Genomic DNA, 16,759 nt, shown 5'->3' on the forward strand with positions numbered 1-16,759 from the left:
CGCGTCCGTGACGATCAGTCACAACAGGATCAGGGGGCATCAGACCCATCAAGGAGTGCAATACCGATGAATCCGCCCTTACTTGGGCGGAAGGAGCCCTTCCCGGACTCCTTGTCCTATTTTGACACGAGGGAGGGGGATTGCCGCAAGGCCCGAAGTCAGTGCTTTAGGTCACGATTGAGGCAATGGCCCGGATCGGGACCTACGTCCCTTGTACGCTCCGGATCAGCTCGCGTGCTGCCGACCGCGTACCTCGCTCCACCGGTCGGTCAGCCGCTCGTAGACGCTTCCCGCCCGCTCTCCGTCCCCGTCGCGCAGCGCGGCGAGCCCCTCGGCCACATCGGCGGCCGAGCGGTCGCCCTCCAGCTGACCGGCGGGTACCGCGTGCACCAGACCGCCGTAGTCCAGCTCGACCAGTGATCGCGGATGGAATTCCTCGAGCCACCGGCCGACGTCCACCAGGCCGTCGATCAGCGGTCCCTCGCCGAGGGATTCCTTCAGTACTTTAAGGCCACGCGCCACCCTCCGCCTGGCCTGGACCATTGGAGCGCGGTACCGCAGGCACGGTCCGTCGTCACCCTTGGTGTACTCCCGCTCCTCGTCCGCGAACAGCACGAACCAGCGCACCGGGACATGCCAGGTCGCGGAGCGGATCCACGGCCGGGCGTCCGGGTTGCGCTCCAGCCACTGCTCGTAGTCGGAGGCCGCCTGGCGGCGCACCACCGGGGGCAGCACCGCGTCCAGCAGCGGCCCGGGAAGCCGCTCGGACAGCTCCTCCAGCGCCAGCCAGCCCCGCAGTCGCGTCCGCCAGGGGCAGACGCAGGTGACCCCGTCCACGACCGCCACGAAGGCGTCCGCGCTCTCGTGCACGGGTACCGGCACCGGAGGCACCGGCAGCAGATCGGCCAGCGAGCGGCGCAGCTCGTCCTGTGCGCCGGGGAGGTCGTCCCGCTTGGCATAACGTGCCCAGTGCGACCGCTCCGGCTCGGGAAAAGCGGCCAGTGGTTCATAGACCCGCAGATACGCCGCGTACGGGACAATCACCGAAGACGCCAAGGTCACTCGCGCTCCCTCAAGGCTGAGGCCACCACCAGGAGTTGTCTGCACCCGGCTGACCGCATCGTCCCACGCCCACCATGCGGACTCATCGGGGACTTGAGCGAACCGTCGGGTGCCCAGGGCTTACCCTCTTGCCCATCGGCCCTCCCCACCAGCAAGGAGGGCGCCTACTCCGACCTATGGGAGTCACCACCGTGACCGACGTACGTCACACCGTCAGCGCCGACGGTCCGACGGTAAGTCGCGTGCCGAACCCTCTGTCCCCCCTCTCGATACTGTTCCGGTCCGACCTGGGCGGACATGAGCAGGTCCTGCTGTGCCAGGACCGGGAGAGCGGTCTGAAGGCCGTCATCGCCATCCACTCGACCGCCCTGGGCCCGGCCCTCGGCGGCACCCGTTTCCATGCCTACAGCTCCGAGGAGCACCCCGAGGAGGCGGCGGTCCTCGACGCGCTCAACCTCTCGCGCGGCATGTCCTACAAGAACGCGCTGGCCGGTCTCGACCACGGCGGCGGCAAGGCCGTGATCCTCGGCGATCCCGACGAGGCCAAGAGCGAGGCCCTGCTGCTGGCCTACGGCCGTTTCGTGGCGTCCCTCGGTGGCCGGTACGTGACCGCCTGCGATGTCGGCACCTATGTCGCCGACATGGACGTGGTGGCCCGTGAGTGCCCCTGGACCACCGGCCGCTCCCCGGAGAACGGCGGCGCCGGCGACTCCTCCGTGCTCACCGCCTTCGGCGTCTTCCAGGGCATGCGGGCCAGCGCCCAGGCGTCCTGGGGCGCACCCACGCTGCGCGGCCGCCGGGTCGGCATCGCGGGCGTCGGCAAGGTCGGCCACCACCTGGTGGAGCACCTCCTCGAGGACGGTGCCGAGGTCGTGGTGACCGATGTGCGCGGCGAGTCGGTCGACCGGGTGCTGGCCCGCCACCCCCGGGTCCAGGCCGTCCCGGACACCGACGCGCTGATCCGCGCGGACCTCGATGTGTACGCCCCGTGCGCGCTCGGCGGCGCGCTCGACGACGACACGGTGCCCGCCCTGACCGCGAAGGTGGTGTGCGGCGCGGCCAACAACCAGCTCGCCCACCCGGGTGTGGAGAAGGACCTCGCCGACCGCGGGATCCTCTACGCGCCGGACTACGTGGTGAACGCGGGTGGCGTGATCCAGGTCGCGGACGAACTGCACGGTTTCGACTTCGACCGGGCGAAGGCCAAGGCGGCCAAGATCTTCGATACGACTTTGGCCATATTCGATCGTGCCAAGACCGACGGCATTCCGCCCGCCGCGGCCGCCGACCGTCTGGCGGAACACCGGATGGCGGAAGGCCGGACGAACGGCTGACGAACGGCTGACGGGTCCGGGAAGCCGCTGAGAAGCCGCTGAGAACCGCCCCGGCAGGCTGTGCGGGTCCCCTGCGGGCGGCTTCGCGCGGGGCCGCGAGAGCCCCGGCGGAGCCGTCGAGGAGAGATCCCTCACGGCCTGTCGGCGGGTCGGCGCACAGGACACGCTAAAATCGCAGCTGACCAGCGGGGAAGGGGCTCCCCGTCGGTCCTGCCGCGTGGCACCTCGTGCGGGCGACGTACCGTATGGCCACAGAAGCAGGTACCGTTGAAGCCCTACGGACCGGTCTCTCTCAGGAGAGTCCGCTCTAAGTGATGAACGTGAACGCGTGTCAAGACTCTGGGGCCGTCGAGCCCCGTCGTTGAGGGGGTCGAGCCATGGGGCGCGGCCGGGCCAAGGCCAAGCAGACGAAGGTCGCCCGCCAGCTGAAGTACAACAGCGGTGGGACGGACCTCTCACGCCTGGCCGAGGAGCTGGGCGCATCGACATCGAGCCAGCCGCCGAATGGCGAGCCGTTCGAGGACGATGAGCTGGACGACGACCCGTACGCACAGTACGCGGATCTGTACAACGACGATGAGGACGAGGACGACGAACAGTCGGATCCGTCCCCGCAGCGTCGCCGCGCCTGAACCACTCGTTCCAGGCGTTCGGCTTTTCGCCGCACCTCCGCCGGTCCGGGGCCCTCGCCTCGGACCGGCTTCTGTGCTGCCCGCGCAACCGCCGGGGCCGACTCAGCTCGCGTAGTCACCGGTCAGCGTCACCGCTTCCGTGTCCTCGGCCGCGCGGTCGACGATCTCGCCGCTGACCCAGGCGTCCACCCCGCGGTCCGCGAGTGTGGCCAGTGCCACATCCACCGACTCGGCGGGGACCACGGCCATCATGCCGACGCCCATGTTGAGGGTCTTCTCCAGCTCCCGCCGCTCCACCGATCCGGCCTCTCCGACCAGCCGGAACACCGGGCCGGGGGTCCAGGTCGAACGGTCGACCACCGCACGCAGCCCGTCCGGGATCACCCGGGCCAGGTTGCTGGCGAGCCCGCCGCCGGTGATGTGCGAGAAGGCGTGCACCTCGGTGGTACGGGTCAGGGCCAGGCAGTCCAGGGCGTAGATCCGGGTGGGCTCCAGCAGCTCCGCGCCCAGGGTCCGGCCGAGCTCGGGCACCTCGCGGTCCAGCGCCCAGCCGGCCTTGTCGAAGAGCACATGACGGACGAGTGAGTACCCGTTCGAGTGAAGTCCGGAGGACGTCATGGCGATGACCACATCGCCCGTTCGGATGCGATCCGCGCCCAGCACCCGGTCTGCCTCGACCACGCCCGTACCGGCGCCGGCGACATCGAAGTCATCGGCGGCCAGCAGCCCCGGGTGCTCGGCGGTCTCGCCGCCCACCAGGGCGCAGCCGGCCAGCGCACAGCCCTCGGCGATGCCCTTGACGATGGCCGCGACCCGCTCGGGGTAGACCTTGCCGACGCAGATGTAGTCGGTCATGAACAGCGGCTCGGCGCCACAGACGACGAGGTCGTCGACGACCATGCCGACCAGGTCGTGGCCGATGGTGTCGTAGACGCCCATCCGGCGCGCGATGTCCACCTTGGTGCCCACGCCGTCGGTGGCGGAGGCGAGCAGCGGGCGCTCGTAACGGGCCAGCGCGGAGGCGTCGAAGAGCCCGGCGAAACCGCCGAGGCCGCCCACGACCTCGGGCCGGGACGCCTTCTTCACCCACTCCTTCATCAGCTCGACGGCGCGGTCGCCCGCCTCGATGTCGACGCCCGCGGCGGCGTAGGTGGACCCGGACTCGGACATGGCGTTGAGATCTTTCGTATCGGGGATGGCAGGCAGGCGGCCTACGGGCGGCGGAGCGCGTCGGCGCCGCCGACCCCGGCGGTCAGCGTCCGCACACCGTCGGCGTCGGTGCTGCTGGGGGCCTGTGTCTCGGACTCCAGCAGATGCTTGCCGAGCAGCTCGGGATCCGGCAGGTCCATCGGGTACTCGCCGTCGAAGCAGGCACGGCACAGATTCGGCTTGGCGATGGTGGTCGCCTCGATCATGCCGTCGGTGGAGATGTACGCCAGCGAGTCGGCGCCCAGCGACTTGCCGATCTCCTCGACCGATAGTCCGTTGGCGATCAGCTCGGCGCGGGTGGCGAAGTCGATGCCGAAGAAGCACGGCCACTTGATGGGCGGGGACGAGATGCGGATGTGCACCTCGGCGGCCCCGGCCTCGCGCAGCATCCGCACCAGGGCGCGCTGGGTGTTGCCGCGGACGATCGAGTCGTCGACGACCACCAGGCGCTTGCCGCGGATGACCTCCTTGAGCGGGTTCAGCTTGAGCCGGATACCGAGCTGGCGGATGGTCTGCGAGGGCTGGATGAAGGTCCGGCCCACATAGCTGTTCTTGACCAGCCCGGAGCCGTAGGGAATGCCGCTGGCCTCGGCGTAGCCGACGGCGGCGGGGGTGCCGGACTCGGGCGTCGCTATGACCAGGTCGGCGTCGGCCGGGGCCTCGGCGGCCAGCTTGCGGCCCATCTCGACCCGGGAGAGGTAGACGTTCCGCCCGGCGATGTCGGTGTCGGGGCGGGCCAGGTAGACGTACTCGAAGACACAGCCCTTGGGGCGGGCGGCGGCGAAGGTGGTGGAGCGCAGCCCGTTCTCGTCGATGGCGACCATCTCGCCGGGCTCGATCTCCCGGATGAAGGACGCGCCCACGATGTCCAGCGCGGCGGTCTCGGACGCCACCACCCAGCCGCGCTCCAGACGGCCGAGGACCAGCGGGCGGATGCCCTGCGGGTCACGGGCGGCGTAGAGCGTCTGCTCGTCCATGAAGACGAGGCTGAATGCGCCCTTGACGCGGGGAAGGACGATGGGGGCCGCCTGCTCGACGGTCAGCGGCTTGCCGTCCTCGTCGACCTGGCCCGCGAGGAGGGCCGTGACGAGGTCGGTGTCGTTGGTCGCCGCGACCTGGTTGGCCCGGCCGCCGTCCCGGGGCAGGGCCTCGACCATCTCGGCCAGCTCGGCGGTGTTGACCAGGTTGCCGTTGTGACCGAGCGCGATGGAGCCGTGGGCGGTCGCCCGGAAGGTCGGCTGCGCGTTCTCCCACACCGAGGCTCCGGTGGTGGAGTAGCGGGCATGGCCCACCGCGATATGGCCCAGCAGGGAGCCGAGGGAGGTCTCGTCGAAGACCTGTGAGACCAGGCCCATGTCCTTGAAGACGAGAATCTGGGAGCCGTTGCTCACTGCGATGCCCGCGGACTCCTGTCCGCGGTGCTGCAGCGCATACAGCCCGAAATAGGTGAGTTTGGCGACCTCTTCACCCGGTGCCCAGACTCCGAAGACGCCGCAAGCGTCCTGGGGGCCCTTCTCACCGGGGAGCAGGTCGTGGCTGAGTCGTCCGTCACCACGTGGCACGGCATCGAGTCTAGGCCAGTTCCCGAGCACGTCCGAACGAGGGACCTGCCCCGCGGCCCATGTCACATGCCACGGCCCCTCCCGCGGAGCGCCGGACCCCGGTCCCACCAGGGGACAACGGCCGAGGGCGGGGGCGAGTGGGGCATGGATCACATCTGGGCGCGAACCCGGCCGCCCACCCCGGCCGGGGCGCAGCCGCGGAGCGCCAGGGCCCGTTCCGACGGGCCCTACGCCAGAACCGGGAGGTGGGCGGCGAGGTCGGCGCGCTCACCGCCGGCGGACACCTCGGCGGCCTCCAGCGCCTCGGCCCAGCCGGTACGGCCGGTGGCCAGCCGCACCCAGGTGAGCGGGTCGGTCTCCACGACGTTCGGCGGGGTGCCGCGGGTGTGCCGGGGCCCCTCGACGCACTGGACCACCGCGTACGGCGGGATCCGGACCTCGACCGACCCGCCGGGCGCCTTCGCCGCGAGGGCGTCGGCCAGCATCCGGACGGCGGCGGCCATCGCCTGGCGGTCGTACGGGACGGGGGTGCCGGTGGCGGCCGCCAGGTCGTCGGAGTGGACCACCAGCTCCACACAGCGGGTCACCAGATAGTCGTCGAGCCGCATGGCGCCCACCGGCACCGCCAGCAACCGGTCCCCCGGAGCCACGGCGGCCACCTCGGCGAACCGGGCCTCGGCGCGCTCCAGCAGCGCCCGCGGATCCGCTCCGTCCGCCGCCACGCGGATGCGCTCGTCGACCGCTCCGGCGAACGAGGCGGCCGCGGCCGCGTAGTCGTTCAACCCGGCCTCCTGAGCGGGTGGCGCGGGCGCCTCCAGCCGCTGGGCGACCGAGTCCACGGCCACCGCCACATGGGTCAGCAGCTCACGGACGGTCCAGTCGCCGAGCCGGGTGGGGGCGCCCAGCCGCTCCTCGTCCAGCTCCGCGACGGCCTGGCGGAAATGGCCCAGCTGCGCGGTCACGGCGGCGCGGATCGTGGCGGAGTCGTAGACGCGGGCGCGGGCGCGGGTGCGAGGCGGCATGACGCCGAGCCTATCGAGCGCCGTGGACAGTCCGGCGGGTCTGGCAGACGATGGAAGAGAACGGAAGAAAGGGACTCTATCCATAGGAAAGGTGTGAATCACCATGGGCGAGCATCCGGACTGTGCCCTGGTGCGCAAGGCTTTCGACACGTTCACCCGGGGCGACCTGAACACCCTGGCCACGATGATGACCACGGACGTCGTCCACCACGTGCCCGGCAGTAACCCGCTGTCCGGCACCCACAAGGGCGTGGAGGACGTCCTCCGGCTGTACCGCGACTGGGGCAGGCCGGACGGCAGCACCAAGGGAATCGAGCCCGAACTGCTGACGGCCGACGGCCAGGGGCATGTGATCTTCGGTTACCGCTACACCGCGCGGAAGGCTGACGGCAGCCGCAGCTTCGCCATGAAGGGCGCTCAGTACATCACCGTCATCGGCGGAAAGATTTCCGACATCGAGGAGTGCGTCGAGGACCTCGACGCCTTCGACGCGTACTGGCTGGGGTGACCGGCCGGACATACGGCCCCGTCCTCCCCCGAGGAGGACGGGGCCGTACCGGCAGTTACGGGATCCGTCAGGCCAGCAGGCCCGGGATCGTCGCCTCGTGGGCGTCCCGGAGCTCGGCCAGCGGGAGCGAGAACTGCCCCTGGACGTCGATCGCGTCGCCGTCCACCACGCCGATCCGGACCGCGGGAAGGCCGCGGGCGCCGCACATGTCGTTGAAGCGGACCTCCTCGCTGCGCGGCACCGAGACCACCGCCCGGCCCGCGGACTCCGAGAAGAGCAGCACAAACGGGTCGGTCCCGTCGGGGACCACGATCCGGGCGCCCTTGCCGCCTCGCAGACACGACTCGGCGAGCGCCTGGATCAGACCGCCGTCGGACAGGTCGTGCGCCGCGTCCACCATGCCGTCGCGGGAGGCCGAGATCAGGATCTCGGCGAGCAGCCGCTCACGCTCCAGGTCCACCGTCGGCGGCATCCCGCCGAGGTGGTCGTGGATCACCTGCGACCAGGCCGAACCGCCCAGCTCCTCCGCGGTGTCGCCGAGGAGGTAGAGCAGCTGGCCCTCCTCCGCGAAGGCGATCGGGGTGCGGCGGGCCACATCGTCGATCACACCGAGGACGGCGACCACCGGGGTCGGATGGATGGCCACCTCGCCGGTCTGGTTGTACAGCGAGACATTGCCGCCGGTCACCGGGGTGCCCAGGGTCAGGCAGCCGTCCGCGAGACCGCGGGTGGCCTCCGCGAACTGCCACATGACCGCGGGGTCCTCCGGCGAGCCGAAGTTGAGGCAGTTGGAGATCGCCAGCGGCCTGGCGCCGGACGCGGCCACATTGCGGTACGACTCGGCGAGCGCGAGCTGCGCCCCGGTGTACGGGTCCAGCTTGGCGTAGCGGCCGTTGCCGTCCGTGGCGACGGCGACACCGAGACCGGTCTCCTCGTCCACCCGGACCATGCCGGAGTCCTCGGGCTGCGCCAGCACCGTGTTGCCCTGCACAAAGCGGTCGTACTGGTCGGTGACCCAGGACTTGGACGCCTGGTTGGGCGAGGCGATCACCTGGAGCACCTGCGCCCGCAGCTCCTCCGGGGTCGCCGGGCGCGGCAGCTTGGCCGCGTCGTCGGCCTGGAGCGCGTCCTGCCACGCGGGGCGGGCGTAGGGGCGCTCGTAGACCGGGCCCTCGTGGGCGACGGTGCGCGGCGGGACGTCGACGATCTGCTCGCCGTGCCAGTAGATCTCCAGCCGCTCGCCGTCGGTGACCTCACCGATCACGGTGGCGATGACGTCCCACTTCTCGCAGATCTCCAGGAAGCGGTCGGCCTTCTCCGGCTTCACGATCGCGCACATGCGCTCCTGCGACTCGCTCATCAGGATCTCCTCGGGGGAGAGCGAGGAGTCGCGCAGCGGAACGGTGTCCAGCTCGACCCGCATCCCACCGGAACCGGCCGAGGCCAGCTCGCTGGTGGCGCAGGAGAGCCCGGCGCCGCCGAGGTCCTGGATGCCCTCGACGAGGTTCTCCTTGAAGATCTCCAGGGTGCACTCGATGAGCAGCTTCTCCTGGAAGGGGTCGCCGACCTGGACGGCGGGGCGCTTGGCGGGCTTGCTGTCATCGAAGGTCTCGGAGGCCAGCACGGAGACGCCGCCGATGCCGTCGCCGCCGGTGCGGGCGCCGTAGAGGATGACCTTGTTGCCCGCGCCGGACGCCTTGGCGAGGTGGATGTCCTCGTGCTTCATCACACCCACGCACAGCGCGTTGACCAGCGGGTTGCCCTGGTAGCAGGAGTCGAAGACCACCTCGCCGCCGATGTTGGGCAGACCCAGGCAGTTGCCGTAGCCGCCGATGCCCGCGACCACACCGGGCAGCACCCGCTTGGTGTCGGGGTGGTCGGCGGCGCCGAAGCGCAGCGGGTCCATGACGGCGACCGGACGGGCGCCCATGGCGAGGATGTCGCGGACGATGCCGCCGATGCCGGTGGCCGCGCCCTGGTAGGGCTCGATGTACGAGGGGTGGTTGTGCGACTCGACCTTGAAGGTGACCGCGTAGCCCTGGCCGACGTCGACCACGCCCGCGTTCTCGCCGATGCCGACGAGCAGGGCGTCGTTCTCCGGGGCCTTCTCGCCGAACTGCCGCAGATGGACCTTGCTGCTCTTGTACGAGCAGTGCTCGGACCACATGACGGAGTACATGGCGAGCTCGGCGCCGGTGGGACGGCGGCCGAGGATGGCGCGGATGCGCTCGTACTCGTCCTGCTTGAGGCCGAGCTCGGCCCAGGGCTGCTCGGCGTCCGGGGTCTGCGCCGCGTGCTTCGTGGTGTCCAGGGTCATGCGCTGACCAGCCTCTTGAGGATCGAGGTGAAGAATCCGAGACCGTCGGTGCGACCGGTGCCGATCAGCGGCTCGACGGCGTGCTCGGGATGGGGCATCAGACCGACGACATTGCCTGCGGCATTGGAGATACCGGCGATGTCACGCAGGGAACCGTTGGGGTTCATCTCCTGATAGCGGAAGACGACCCGGCCCTCGGCCTCGAGTTCATCGAGGACCCGCTCATCGGCGACATAGCGGCCGTCGATGTTCTTCAGCGGGATGTTGATCTCCTGGCCCTGCTCGTAGGAGCGGGTCCAGGCGGTCTCCGCGTTTTCCACTCGCAACTTCTGGTCACGGCAGATGAAGTGCAGATGGTTGTTCCGCAGCATCGCACCGGGCAGCAGATGGGTCTCGGTGAGAACCTGGAAGCCATTGCAGATGCCAAGGACCGGCATACCGGCCTTCGCCTGGCCGATGACCGACTCCATTACCGGGGAGAAGCGGGAGATCGCTCCGGCGCGCAGATAGTCGCCATAGGAGAAGCCACCCGGCAGGATCACCGCGTCGACCTGCTTCAGATCCTTGTCCCGGTGCCACAGCGGCACCGCCTCCAGACCGGCGGCGCGGACCGCGCGCTGGGTGTCGCGGTCGTCGAGCGTGCCGGGGAAGGTGATGACTCCGACGCGTGCGGTCACGACTCCGCCTTCACGGCGGCGGTGTCGGCACCCTCGCCGACCTCGACCTTCACGGAGAAGTCCTCGATCACGGTGTTCGCGAGGAACGTTCCGGCGATCTCATGGATACGGGCGAGGGCGGCATCGTCGACCGGACCCTCCACCTCGAGTTCAAAGCGCTTGCCCTGACGGACGTCGGCGATCCCCTCGAAGCCGAGGCGGGGCAGTGCTCGCTGCACCGCCTGGCCCTGGGGGTCGAGGATCTCCGGCTTGAGCATGACGTCGACTACGACGCGTGCCACTGGCACTCCCGGTGGTGTGGTGCTGGTGCGTAAGGCGGTGGCCCAAGCCTACCCCGAGGAAAATTCTACGCGAGTAGATAGCGCGAACCAGGGAACCCTTCGGTCACGTTTAAGCATCGTCGAGGGCAACCGCTGGGGAAAGAACCGGCGAAAACGTATGGTCCCGATTGCGACATGACACGCGGGCAGAATTACCGGGGCTTCACAATGCATTGTCGTCCGCTGTACAAATGAAAAAGCATTGTTCGCTTACAACTGGACAGCTGTCATCTTTGCACGTCAACGCAACGATGCAGCCCGAAAGGACCGATATCCGTGGCGCAGCGCGTAGTAGTCACGCTCTCTGACGACATCGACGGCGGGGACGCCGAGGAAACGGTCGCGTTCGGGCTCGACGGCAGGTCGTACGAGATCGACCTCAACGCAGGCAATGCGGAGAAACTGCGCGACATGCTGGCCCCGTACGTGGAGGCCGGCCGCAAGCGCGCCCGCTCCGGGAAGACCTACCGCCGCACCGCCGTCGCCCCGGACCCGGCCGCGGTGCGCGCCTGGGCGCGGTCGCACGGCATGGAGGTACCGCCGCGGGGCCGGATCCCCAAGAAGGTCTACGAGGCGTTCAACGCCGCGCGCTGAACCGCTCGTTCAGGCGGCGTTCAGCCGAGTTGCACAACACCCCGGGTGGTCCGCTAGAGTCTGGAGCACGCCGAGGGGCGAGACCGAAAGGTCAAAACCCCGAGGAACACACCATGCGGGTGTAGCTCAGTAGTAGAGCGCCCCCTTTCCAAGGGGGAGGCGCAGTGTGCGATCCCTGTCACCCGCTCTCATCACTCATCGTTCACCTTCGGGAGATCGGGTAGAGTGGTGCACGCGCCGATCGGTGAGAGCCGGTCGGAGGCATGCGGACGTGGCTCAGTTGGTAGAGCATCACCTTGCCAAGGTGAGGGTCGCGAGTTCGAATCTCGTCGTCCGCTCCACAGGAACCTGGGGCGCCGGTCAATCGACTGGCGCCCCAGGTCTTTTTGTTGCCCTACTCCCCCAGCCGCTCGCCGCCCCGATGACATTTGTCATCGGGGCTGATGACAGCGCGCACTACAAGGCTCCCCCGGGCGGCGAAAGCCTGGAGCCATGGATGTGAAAGAGAGCGCCATCGCGGTCGACGAACTGCGGCGGAGATACGGCCCGAGCGGGAGCCGGGGGTACGACGCGGTGCGGGGCATCTCGTTCTCGGTGGCGCGCGGCGAGCTGTTCGCGCTGCTGGGCACGAACGGCGCGGGTAAGACCTCCACCGTCGAACTGCTGGAGGGGCTCGCCGCCCCGACCGGCGGCGCGGTGCGGGTCCTCGGCCACGACCCGTACCGGGAGCGGGGGAAGGTGCGGCCGCGGATCGGGATGATGCTCCAGGAAGGCGGCCTCCCGCCCGAGCTGACGGTCGCCGAGACCGCGCGAATGTGGGCGGGGTGCACCAGCGGCGCCATGCCCGTCCGGGAGAGCCTGGGCCTGGTGGGGCTGGCCGGACGGGCGGACGTACGGGTCAAGATGCTCTCCGGCGGCGAGCGGCGCCGGCTGGACCTGGCACTCGCCCTGCTCGGCCGTCCCGAGGTGCTGTTCCTCGACGAGCCGACGACCGGTCTGGACGCGGAGGGCCGACGGGACACCTGGGAGCTGGTCCGGACGCTGCGCGACCAGGGCACCACGGTGCTGCTGACCACCCACTACCTGGAGGAGGCCGAGGCGCTGGCCGACCGGCTCGCGATCATGCACGCGGGGCGGATCGCCACCTCCGGCCGGGTCGCGGACATCGTCGCCGCACGCCCCTCGACCCTCTCCTTCACCCTGCCCGACGGCGTCTCCACCGACGACCTGCCCCCACCCGCCGCACTGGGCGCCCTCGAACGGGACTCGCTGGGCCAGGCCGTACGGCTGCGCACCCGCGACCTCCAGCACACCGCGACCGAGGTGCTGCTGTGGGCGCGGGAGCGGCGGATCGGGCTCGGCGGGCTCGACGCCCGGTCGGCCTCGCTGGAGGAGGCGTTCCTGCACATCGCGAGCACCGTCGACACGGCACAGGGGGAGACACCGTGAGCACGACGACCACCACGGCACCGACCACCACGGCACCGACCGCCGCACGGGGGCGGGTGTTGGCCCTGGCCCGCGGCGAACTGACCCTGCTGGCCCGCAACAAGGCCGCACTGGCGTACGCGCTGGTGCTGCCCGGCCTGCTCACGTACAGCATGAAGACGGCGGTCAAGGGCGTCGATCTGAAGGGCACCGGGCTGGACCTGGGCACCATGCTGCTGCCCGGTTCGATCGGCATGGCCCTGGTGCTGGCCGTCTACATGAACCTCGTCGGCGTCTATGTGATCCGCCGTGAGGACCTGGTCCTCAAGCGGCTGCGCGCCGGGGAGCTGACCGATCCGGAGATCCTGTCCGGGACCGCGCTCCCCGCCGTCCTGCTCGGACTCGCGCAATGCGTGCTGCTGGTGGTGGGGGTGGGCGTCGCGCTCGACGTGTCCGCGCCGAAGGCCCCGTATCTGGCTGTCGTCGGGGTCGCGGTCGGCGTGGTGCAGATGGTGATGCTGGCCGGCGCGACCGCCGCGTTCACCAAGACCTCGGAGTCCGCGCAGCTGACCCCGGTGCCGATGATGATGATCTCGATGGTGGGCTCCGGTCTGTTCGTGCCGCTGGACGTGATGCCGGACCAGGTCGCCTCGGTGTGCGAGCTGTTGCCGCTGACCCCGGTGGTCGACCTCGTACGGGCGGGCTGGACCGGGGACATGAGCGGTGTCGACGTCCTGGGCACTCTCGCGACCGCGCTGGCCTGGACGGTGCTGGCAGGGTGGGCCGTGCGGAAGCGATTCCCCTGGGAACCGCGGCGCTGACCGAACGAGGGGGTACGGGATCGTGATACGGCGATGGCGCGGGGCGGCGCGGCTGACGCGGGTGGAACTGTTCACCCGGTGGACGCTGTACGCGATGCCGTGGTTCGTGACGATCGCGGTGGGGACCAGCGAGCTGGCCGTGGCGCTGCGGAACGCGCCACCCGCGCTGGTGTGGACGCTGCTCGGGCTGGCCGTCGTTCAGAACGTCGTCGCCGTCCCCCTGTTGTGGCGGGGGCTCGACCAGTATCTGCGCGGCCACCCGACCGGCCGTCGGCTGCCCGCGCTCGCCGCCGCGCTGACGGTGGCGGGGCTGGCCACCGGGATCGTGCTCCAGGCGACCGGCGGGCCGTACGGGGCGGATACGGCCGTCCGGGCCGCCGTGCTCAACGTATCGCCGTTCGCCATCGTGTACGCGCTGCTGCTGCCGGTCCGTACCTTCTTCGCCCTGCACACGGGGATCGGGGCGGTACTGGCCCTGGCGGTGGCGACGGTCCACCCGGGCGCCGCGGCCCCGGTGTGGACGTTCATCGCGGTCCTCGCCATCAGTGCGCTGTGCCTGTTCTCGGTCCGCTGCTCGGCGTGGATGCTCCAGGTGATGTACGAAGTGGACGCCAACCGGGAGGTCCAGGCGCGGCTGGCGGTCGCGGAGGAACGGCTGCGGTTCGGCCGCGATCTCCACGATGTGATGGGACGGAACCTGGCGGTGATCGCCCTCAAGAGCGAGCTGGCGGTGCAACTGGCCCGGCGGGAGCGGCCCGAGGCCGTGACGCAGATGGTGGAAGTACAGCGGATCGCGCACGAGACCCAGATGGAGGTCCGGGGCGTGGTGCGCGGCTACCGGGAAGCGGATCTCCAGGTGGAGCTGGCCGGGGCGCGCTCGGTGCTGCGCGCCGCCCGGGTCGACTGCCGCGTCGACTTCCCGGCCGAGGACGACGGCGGGTCGCCGCTGCCCGAGGCGGTGCGGTCCGTGCTGGGCTGGGTGGTCCGGGAGGGGACGACGAACGTGCTGCGGCATGCGGACGCCGGACGGTGCGCGGTCCGGGTCCGGGTACAGGCGGGGACGGCGGTGCTGGAGATGGAGAACGACGGGGTGCCCACGGAACTCCGGACCGGCACGGGGGCCGGTACCGGCACAGGGGAGGGCAGCGGGCTCAAGGGGCTGCGGGAGAGGCTCGCGGCGCTCGGCGGCATGCTGGAGTCCGGTCCCGGCGACGGCGTCGGGACGTACCGACTGCGGGCCGAACTCCCGCTGGAGGGCGCCGCATGAACGACGCCGGGGTGATCCGGGTGCTGCTCGCCGACGACGAGCATCTGATCCGCGGTGCGCTCGCCGCACTGCTGTCCTTGGAGGACGACCTGCTGGTGGTCGCCGAGGCCGCCTCCGGCCCGGAGGCGCTGGCGATGGCGCGGGCGCACCGGCCGGATGTGGCGGTGCTGGACCTCCAGATGCCGGGGACGGACGGGGTGGGGGTGGCCTCGGCGCTCCGCACGGAACTGCCCGGCTGCCGGTCGCTGATCGTGACCAGCCATGGCCGGCCCGGCCATCTCAAACGGGCGCTGGAGGCGGGTGCCCGGGGCTTCGTCCCCAAGACGGCCTCGGCACAGCGGCTCGCCGAGATCATCCGCACGGTGCACCGCGGAAGCCGCTATGTGGATCCGGATCTGGCGGCGGACGCGATCAGCGCGGGGGACTCCCCGCTGACCGCGCGCGAGGCGGAGCTGCTGGACCTGGCGGCGGACGGGGCGTCGATCGCGGACATCGCCGAGCGGGCCGGGCTCTCCCAGGGGACGGTGCGCAACTATCTCTCGTCCGCCGCCATGAAGCTCTCCGCGGAGAACCGTCATGCGGCGGCGCGGCTGGCCCGGGAGCGCGGCTGGCTGTAACGCTGGAGGCGGGGCCCGGGGCTCGCCGGGGTCGCCGCTCGCACGCGGGAGAGCTCGCACACGGGGGCCCGCGCACGGGAGGAGGAGACAGCCATGACGGCTTCATCCGTGATCATCTGGGTCGTCGCCATCGTGATCGTGGCGGCCATCGCGCTGAACGTGTCCAAGAACAAGAAATGAGCACGTCGGAGGCGAGGTAGTTCCCTCGCCGGGGGTTTGGTTATAGTAGAGGCGCGCCGTACGGCATGTACGGCGCAGGCGGACGTAGCTCAGTTGGTAGAGCGCAACCTTGCCAAGGTTGAGGTCGCGAGTTCGAGCCTCGTCGTCCGCTCCGTGAGATGGGGCCCCGGTCGAATCGACCGGGGCCCATCTGCGTTCTGCCGATGTGTTTCGCGTCACGCGGTCCGGTGGCTGGCCCGCCCGGTGGGCGGGCCACACGATCCGCGCGAGGCGGCTACGACCACCGGTTGTCGGTCAGCCGCTCGTACGCCTCGATGTACTTCGCCCGTGTCCGCTCCACGACCTCGTCCGGCAGCGGGGGCGGCGGCTGCTCGCTGCGGCGGTCCCAGCCGGAGGCCGGGGAGGTGAGCCAGTCGCGGACGAACTGCTTGTCGAAGGACGGCTGGGGGCGGCCGGGCTGCCACGTGTCGACGGGCCAGAAGCGGGAGGAGTCCGGGGTCAGCACCTCGTCGGCGAGGACCGGTTCCGCGCCCGCCGCGCCCAGCGTCGCCGGTGCGTAGCCGAACTCGAACTTGGTGTCGGCGAGGATGATGCCCCGCTCGCGGGCGATGTCGCGGGCGCGGGCGTAGATCGCGAGGGTGGCCTGGCGCAGCTGAGCGGCGGGCTCGGCGCCGATCCGATGCGCAACCTCCTCGTACGCCACGTTCTCGTCGTGCTCGCCGACCTCGGCCTTGGTAGCCGGGGTGAAGATCGGGGTGGGCAGCTCGGAGCCGTCGCTCAGCCCCTCGGGGAGGGCGAGGCCGCAGACCGTGCGGGTCTCGCGGTACTCGGCCAGCCCGGAGCCGGTCAGATAGCCGCGGGCCACGCATTCGACCGGGACCATCTCCAGCGACCGGCAGACGAGGGTGCGGCCCTCCCAGTCGGCGGGGGCGCCGGCGGGCAGCTCGGTGGAGAGCACGTGGTTGGGGGCCAGATCGGCCAGCACATCGAACCACCACAGGGACATCTGGGTCAGCACCCGGCCCTTGTCCGGGATCTCGGTGGGCAGCACCCAGTCGTAGGCGGAGATCCGGTCGCTGGCGACCATCACCAGCTCGCCCCGCTCGTTCCGGTAGAGGTCGCGCACCTTGCCGGTGTGCAGGTGCTCAAGGCCCGGGACCTCCACCGGCTCGGGCTTATCGACGAATCCGGACACGCTTCCTCCTGGTG

At 70.5% G+C, this 16,759-nt stretch carries 16 protein-coding genes and 3 tRNA genes; 11 read left to right on the forward strand and 8 right to left on the reverse strand.

Going from position 1 to position 16,759, the window contains the following annotated elements:
- Positions 1 to 225: 225 nt before the first annotated feature.
- The gene (locus tag AC4BEG_RS15640; RefSeq protein WP_490706483.1) at positions 226 to 1,062 is read right to left on the reverse strand and encodes a DUF8083 family protein; all 837 of its coding nucleotides are present in this window, start codon (positions 1,060 to 1,062) and stop codon (positions 226 to 228) included.
- Between the two features lie 176 nt (positions 1,063 to 1,238).
- Between AC4BEG_RS15640 and AC4BEG_RS15645 the strand changes: the two genes are divergently transcribed.
- Both AC4BEG_RS15645 and AC4BEG_RS15650 read left to right on the forward strand, forming a co-directional pair.
- Positions 1,239 to 2,396, forward strand: coding sequence for a Leu/Phe/Val dehydrogenase (locus AC4BEG_RS15645; RefSeq protein WP_490706484.1), 1,158 nt, complete (start codon positions 1,239 to 1,241; stop codon positions 2,394 to 2,396).
- 377 nt (positions 2,397 to 2,773) lie between these two features.
- Positions 2,774 to 3,028, forward strand: coding sequence for a DUF3073 domain-containing protein (locus AC4BEG_RS15650; RefSeq protein WP_176181587.1), 255 nt, complete (start codon positions 2,774 to 2,776; stop codon positions 3,026 to 3,028).
- A 102-nt stretch (positions 3,029 to 3,130) separates the two neighbouring features.
- On the opposite strand, the gene purM is transcribed toward AC4BEG_RS15650, so the two are convergent.
- The 3 genes from purM to AC4BEG_RS15665 all read right to left on the reverse strand — a co-directional run bounded on the left by purM (position 3,131) and on the right by AC4BEG_RS15665 (position 6,821).
- Positions 3,131 to 4,198 (reverse strand): phosphoribosylformylglycinamidine cyclo-ligase, encoded by a 1,068-nt coding sequence (gene purM, locus AC4BEG_RS15655; protein WP_490706485.1) that lies wholly within the window; start codon positions 4,196 to 4,198, stop codon positions 3,131 to 3,133.
- Positions 4,199 to 4,239: 41 nt separating this feature from the next.
- Positions 4,240 to 5,799 carry an amidophosphoribosyltransferase gene (purF, locus tag AC4BEG_RS15660; RefSeq protein WP_490706486.1) on the reverse strand — a complete coding sequence of 520 codons (1,560 nt, stop codon included), beginning with the start codon at positions 5,797 to 5,799 and terminating at the stop codon, positions 4,240 to 4,242.
- A gap of 227 nt (positions 5,800 to 6,026) precedes the next feature.
- Positions 6,027 to 6,821 carry a maleylpyruvate isomerase family mycothiol-dependent enzyme gene (locus AC4BEG_RS15665; protein ID WP_490706487.1) on the reverse strand — a complete coding sequence of 265 codons (795 nt, stop codon included), beginning with the start codon at positions 6,819 to 6,821 and terminating at the stop codon, positions 6,027 to 6,029.
- 103 nt (positions 6,822 to 6,924) lie between these two features.
- Between AC4BEG_RS15665 and AC4BEG_RS15670 the strand changes: the two genes are divergently transcribed.
- Positions 6,925 to 7,329 carry a nuclear transport factor 2 family protein gene (locus tag AC4BEG_RS15670; protein WP_201871811.1) on the forward strand — a complete coding sequence of 135 codons (405 nt, stop codon included), beginning with the start codon at positions 6,925 to 6,927 and terminating at the stop codon, positions 7,327 to 7,329.
- 67 nt (positions 7,330 to 7,396) lie between these two features.
- On the opposite strand, the gene purL is transcribed toward AC4BEG_RS15670, so the two are convergent.
- From purL to purS, 3 genes are read right to left on the reverse strand one after another with little or no spacing between them, the layout of a single operon-like run.
- Positions 7,397 to 9,646, reverse strand: coding sequence for a phosphoribosylformylglycinamidine synthase subunit PurL (purL, locus tag AC4BEG_RS15675; protein WP_490706488.1), 2,250 nt, complete (start codon positions 9,644 to 9,646; stop codon positions 7,397 to 7,399).
- Positions 9,643 to 10,323, reverse strand: coding sequence for a phosphoribosylformylglycinamidine synthase subunit PurQ (gene purQ / locus AC4BEG_RS15680; RefSeq protein ID WP_201871815.1), 681 nt, complete (start codon positions 10,321 to 10,323; stop codon positions 9,643 to 9,645). Before purQ ends, purL begins: the two co-directional genes overlap by 4 nt.
- Positions 10,320 to 10,604, reverse strand: a complete 285-nt coding sequence (gene purS / locus AC4BEG_RS15685) for a phosphoribosylformylglycinamidine synthase subunit PurS (protein ID WP_201871821.1) — start codon at positions 10,602 to 10,604, stop codon at positions 10,320 to 10,322. Before purS ends, purQ begins: the two co-directional genes overlap by 4 nt.
- A 315-nt stretch (positions 10,605 to 10,919) precedes the next feature.
- Between purS and AC4BEG_RS15690 the strand changes: the two genes are divergently transcribed.
- From AC4BEG_RS15690 to AC4BEG_RS15725, 8 genes are all read left to right on the forward strand, one after another.
- Positions 10,920 to 11,237, forward strand: coding sequence for a histone-like nucleoid-structuring protein Lsr2 (locus AC4BEG_RS15690; protein WP_490706489.1), 318 nt, complete (start codon positions 10,920 to 10,922; stop codon positions 11,235 to 11,237).
- Between the two features lie 115 nt (positions 11,238 to 11,352).
- Positions 11,353 to 11,424: transfer RNA gene (locus AC4BEG_RS15695), tRNA-Gly, on the forward strand.
- Positions 11,425 to 11,502: 78 nt separating this feature from the next.
- Positions 11,503 to 11,578 (forward strand) — tRNA-Gly (locus AC4BEG_RS15700).
- Positions 11,579 to 11,729: 151 nt separating this feature from the next.
- Positions 11,730 to 12,686: an ABC transporter ATP-binding protein gene (locus AC4BEG_RS15705; RefSeq protein ID WP_490706490.1), complete on the forward strand. Its 957-nt coding sequence runs from the start codon at positions 11,730 to 11,732 to the stop codon at positions 12,684 to 12,686.
- The gene (locus tag AC4BEG_RS15710) at positions 12,683 to 13,486 is read left to right on the forward strand and encodes an ABC transporter permease (RefSeq protein ID WP_490706491.1); all 804 of its coding nucleotides are present in this window, start codon (positions 12,683 to 12,685) and stop codon (positions 13,484 to 13,486) included. Before AC4BEG_RS15705 ends, AC4BEG_RS15710 begins: the two co-directional genes overlap by 4 nt.
- A gap of 22 nt (positions 13,487 to 13,508) precedes the next feature.
- On the forward strand, positions 13,509 to 14,753 hold the full coding sequence (locus AC4BEG_RS15715) for a sensor histidine kinase (protein WP_490706492.1): 1,245 nt from the start codon (positions 13,509 to 13,511) through the stop codon (positions 14,751 to 14,753).
- A complete protein-coding gene (locus tag AC4BEG_RS15720) occupies positions 14,750 to 15,370 on the forward strand; it encodes a response regulator transcription factor (protein WP_490706493.1) in 621 nt (206 codons plus the stop codon). Before AC4BEG_RS15715 ends, AC4BEG_RS15720 begins: the two co-directional genes overlap by 4 nt.
- Positions 15,371 to 15,628: 258 nt before the next feature.
- Positions 15,629 to 15,701: transfer RNA gene (locus AC4BEG_RS15725), tRNA-Gly, on the forward strand.
- A gap of 123 nt (positions 15,702 to 15,824) precedes the next feature.
- Here the strand turns inward: AC4BEG_RS15725 and AC4BEG_RS15730 are convergent.
- Complete coding sequence (locus AC4BEG_RS15730; protein WP_490706494.1) at positions 15,825 to 16,745, reverse strand: phosphoribosylaminoimidazolesuccinocarboxamide synthase; 921 nt, start codon at positions 16,743 to 16,745, stop codon at positions 15,825 to 15,827.
- Positions 16,746 to 16,759: the final 14 nt, after the last annotated feature.

The organism is Streptomyces sp. JLBJ103 (assembly GCF_058215575.1).

Bases quoted from the DNA above. Each gene is read 5' to 3' on its own strand.
- AC4BEG_RS15645 (WP_490706484.1), top strand. From the start codon at position 1,239: ATGGGAGTCACCACCGTGACCGACGTACGTCACACCGTCAGCGCCGAC.
- AC4BEG_RS15650 (WP_176181587.1), top strand. From the start codon at position 2,774: ATGGGGCGCGGCCGGGCCAAGGCCAAGCAGACGAAGGTCGCCCGCCAG.
- purM (WP_490706485.1), bottom strand. From the start codon at position 4,198: ATGTCCGAGTCCGGGTCCACCTACGCCGCCGCGGGCGTCGACATCGAG.
- AC4BEG_RS15665 (WP_490706487.1), bottom strand. From the start codon at position 6,821: ATGCCGCCTCGCACCCGCGCCCGCGCCCGCGTCTACGACTCCGCCACG.
- AC4BEG_RS15670 (WP_201871811.1), top strand. From the start codon at position 6,925: ATGGGCGAGCATCCGGACTGTGCCCTGGTGCGCAAGGCTTTCGACACG.
- purL (WP_490706488.1), bottom strand. From the start codon at position 9,646: ATGACCCTGGACACCACGAAGCACGCGGCGCAGACCCCGGACGCCGAG.
- AC4BEG_RS15705 (WP_490706490.1), top strand. From the start codon at position 11,730: ATGGATGTGAAAGAGAGCGCCATCGCGGTCGACGAACTGCGGCGGAGA.
- AC4BEG_RS15720 (WP_490706493.1), top strand. From the start codon at position 14,750: ATGAACGACGCCGGGGTGATCCGGGTGCTGCTCGCCGACGACGAGCAT.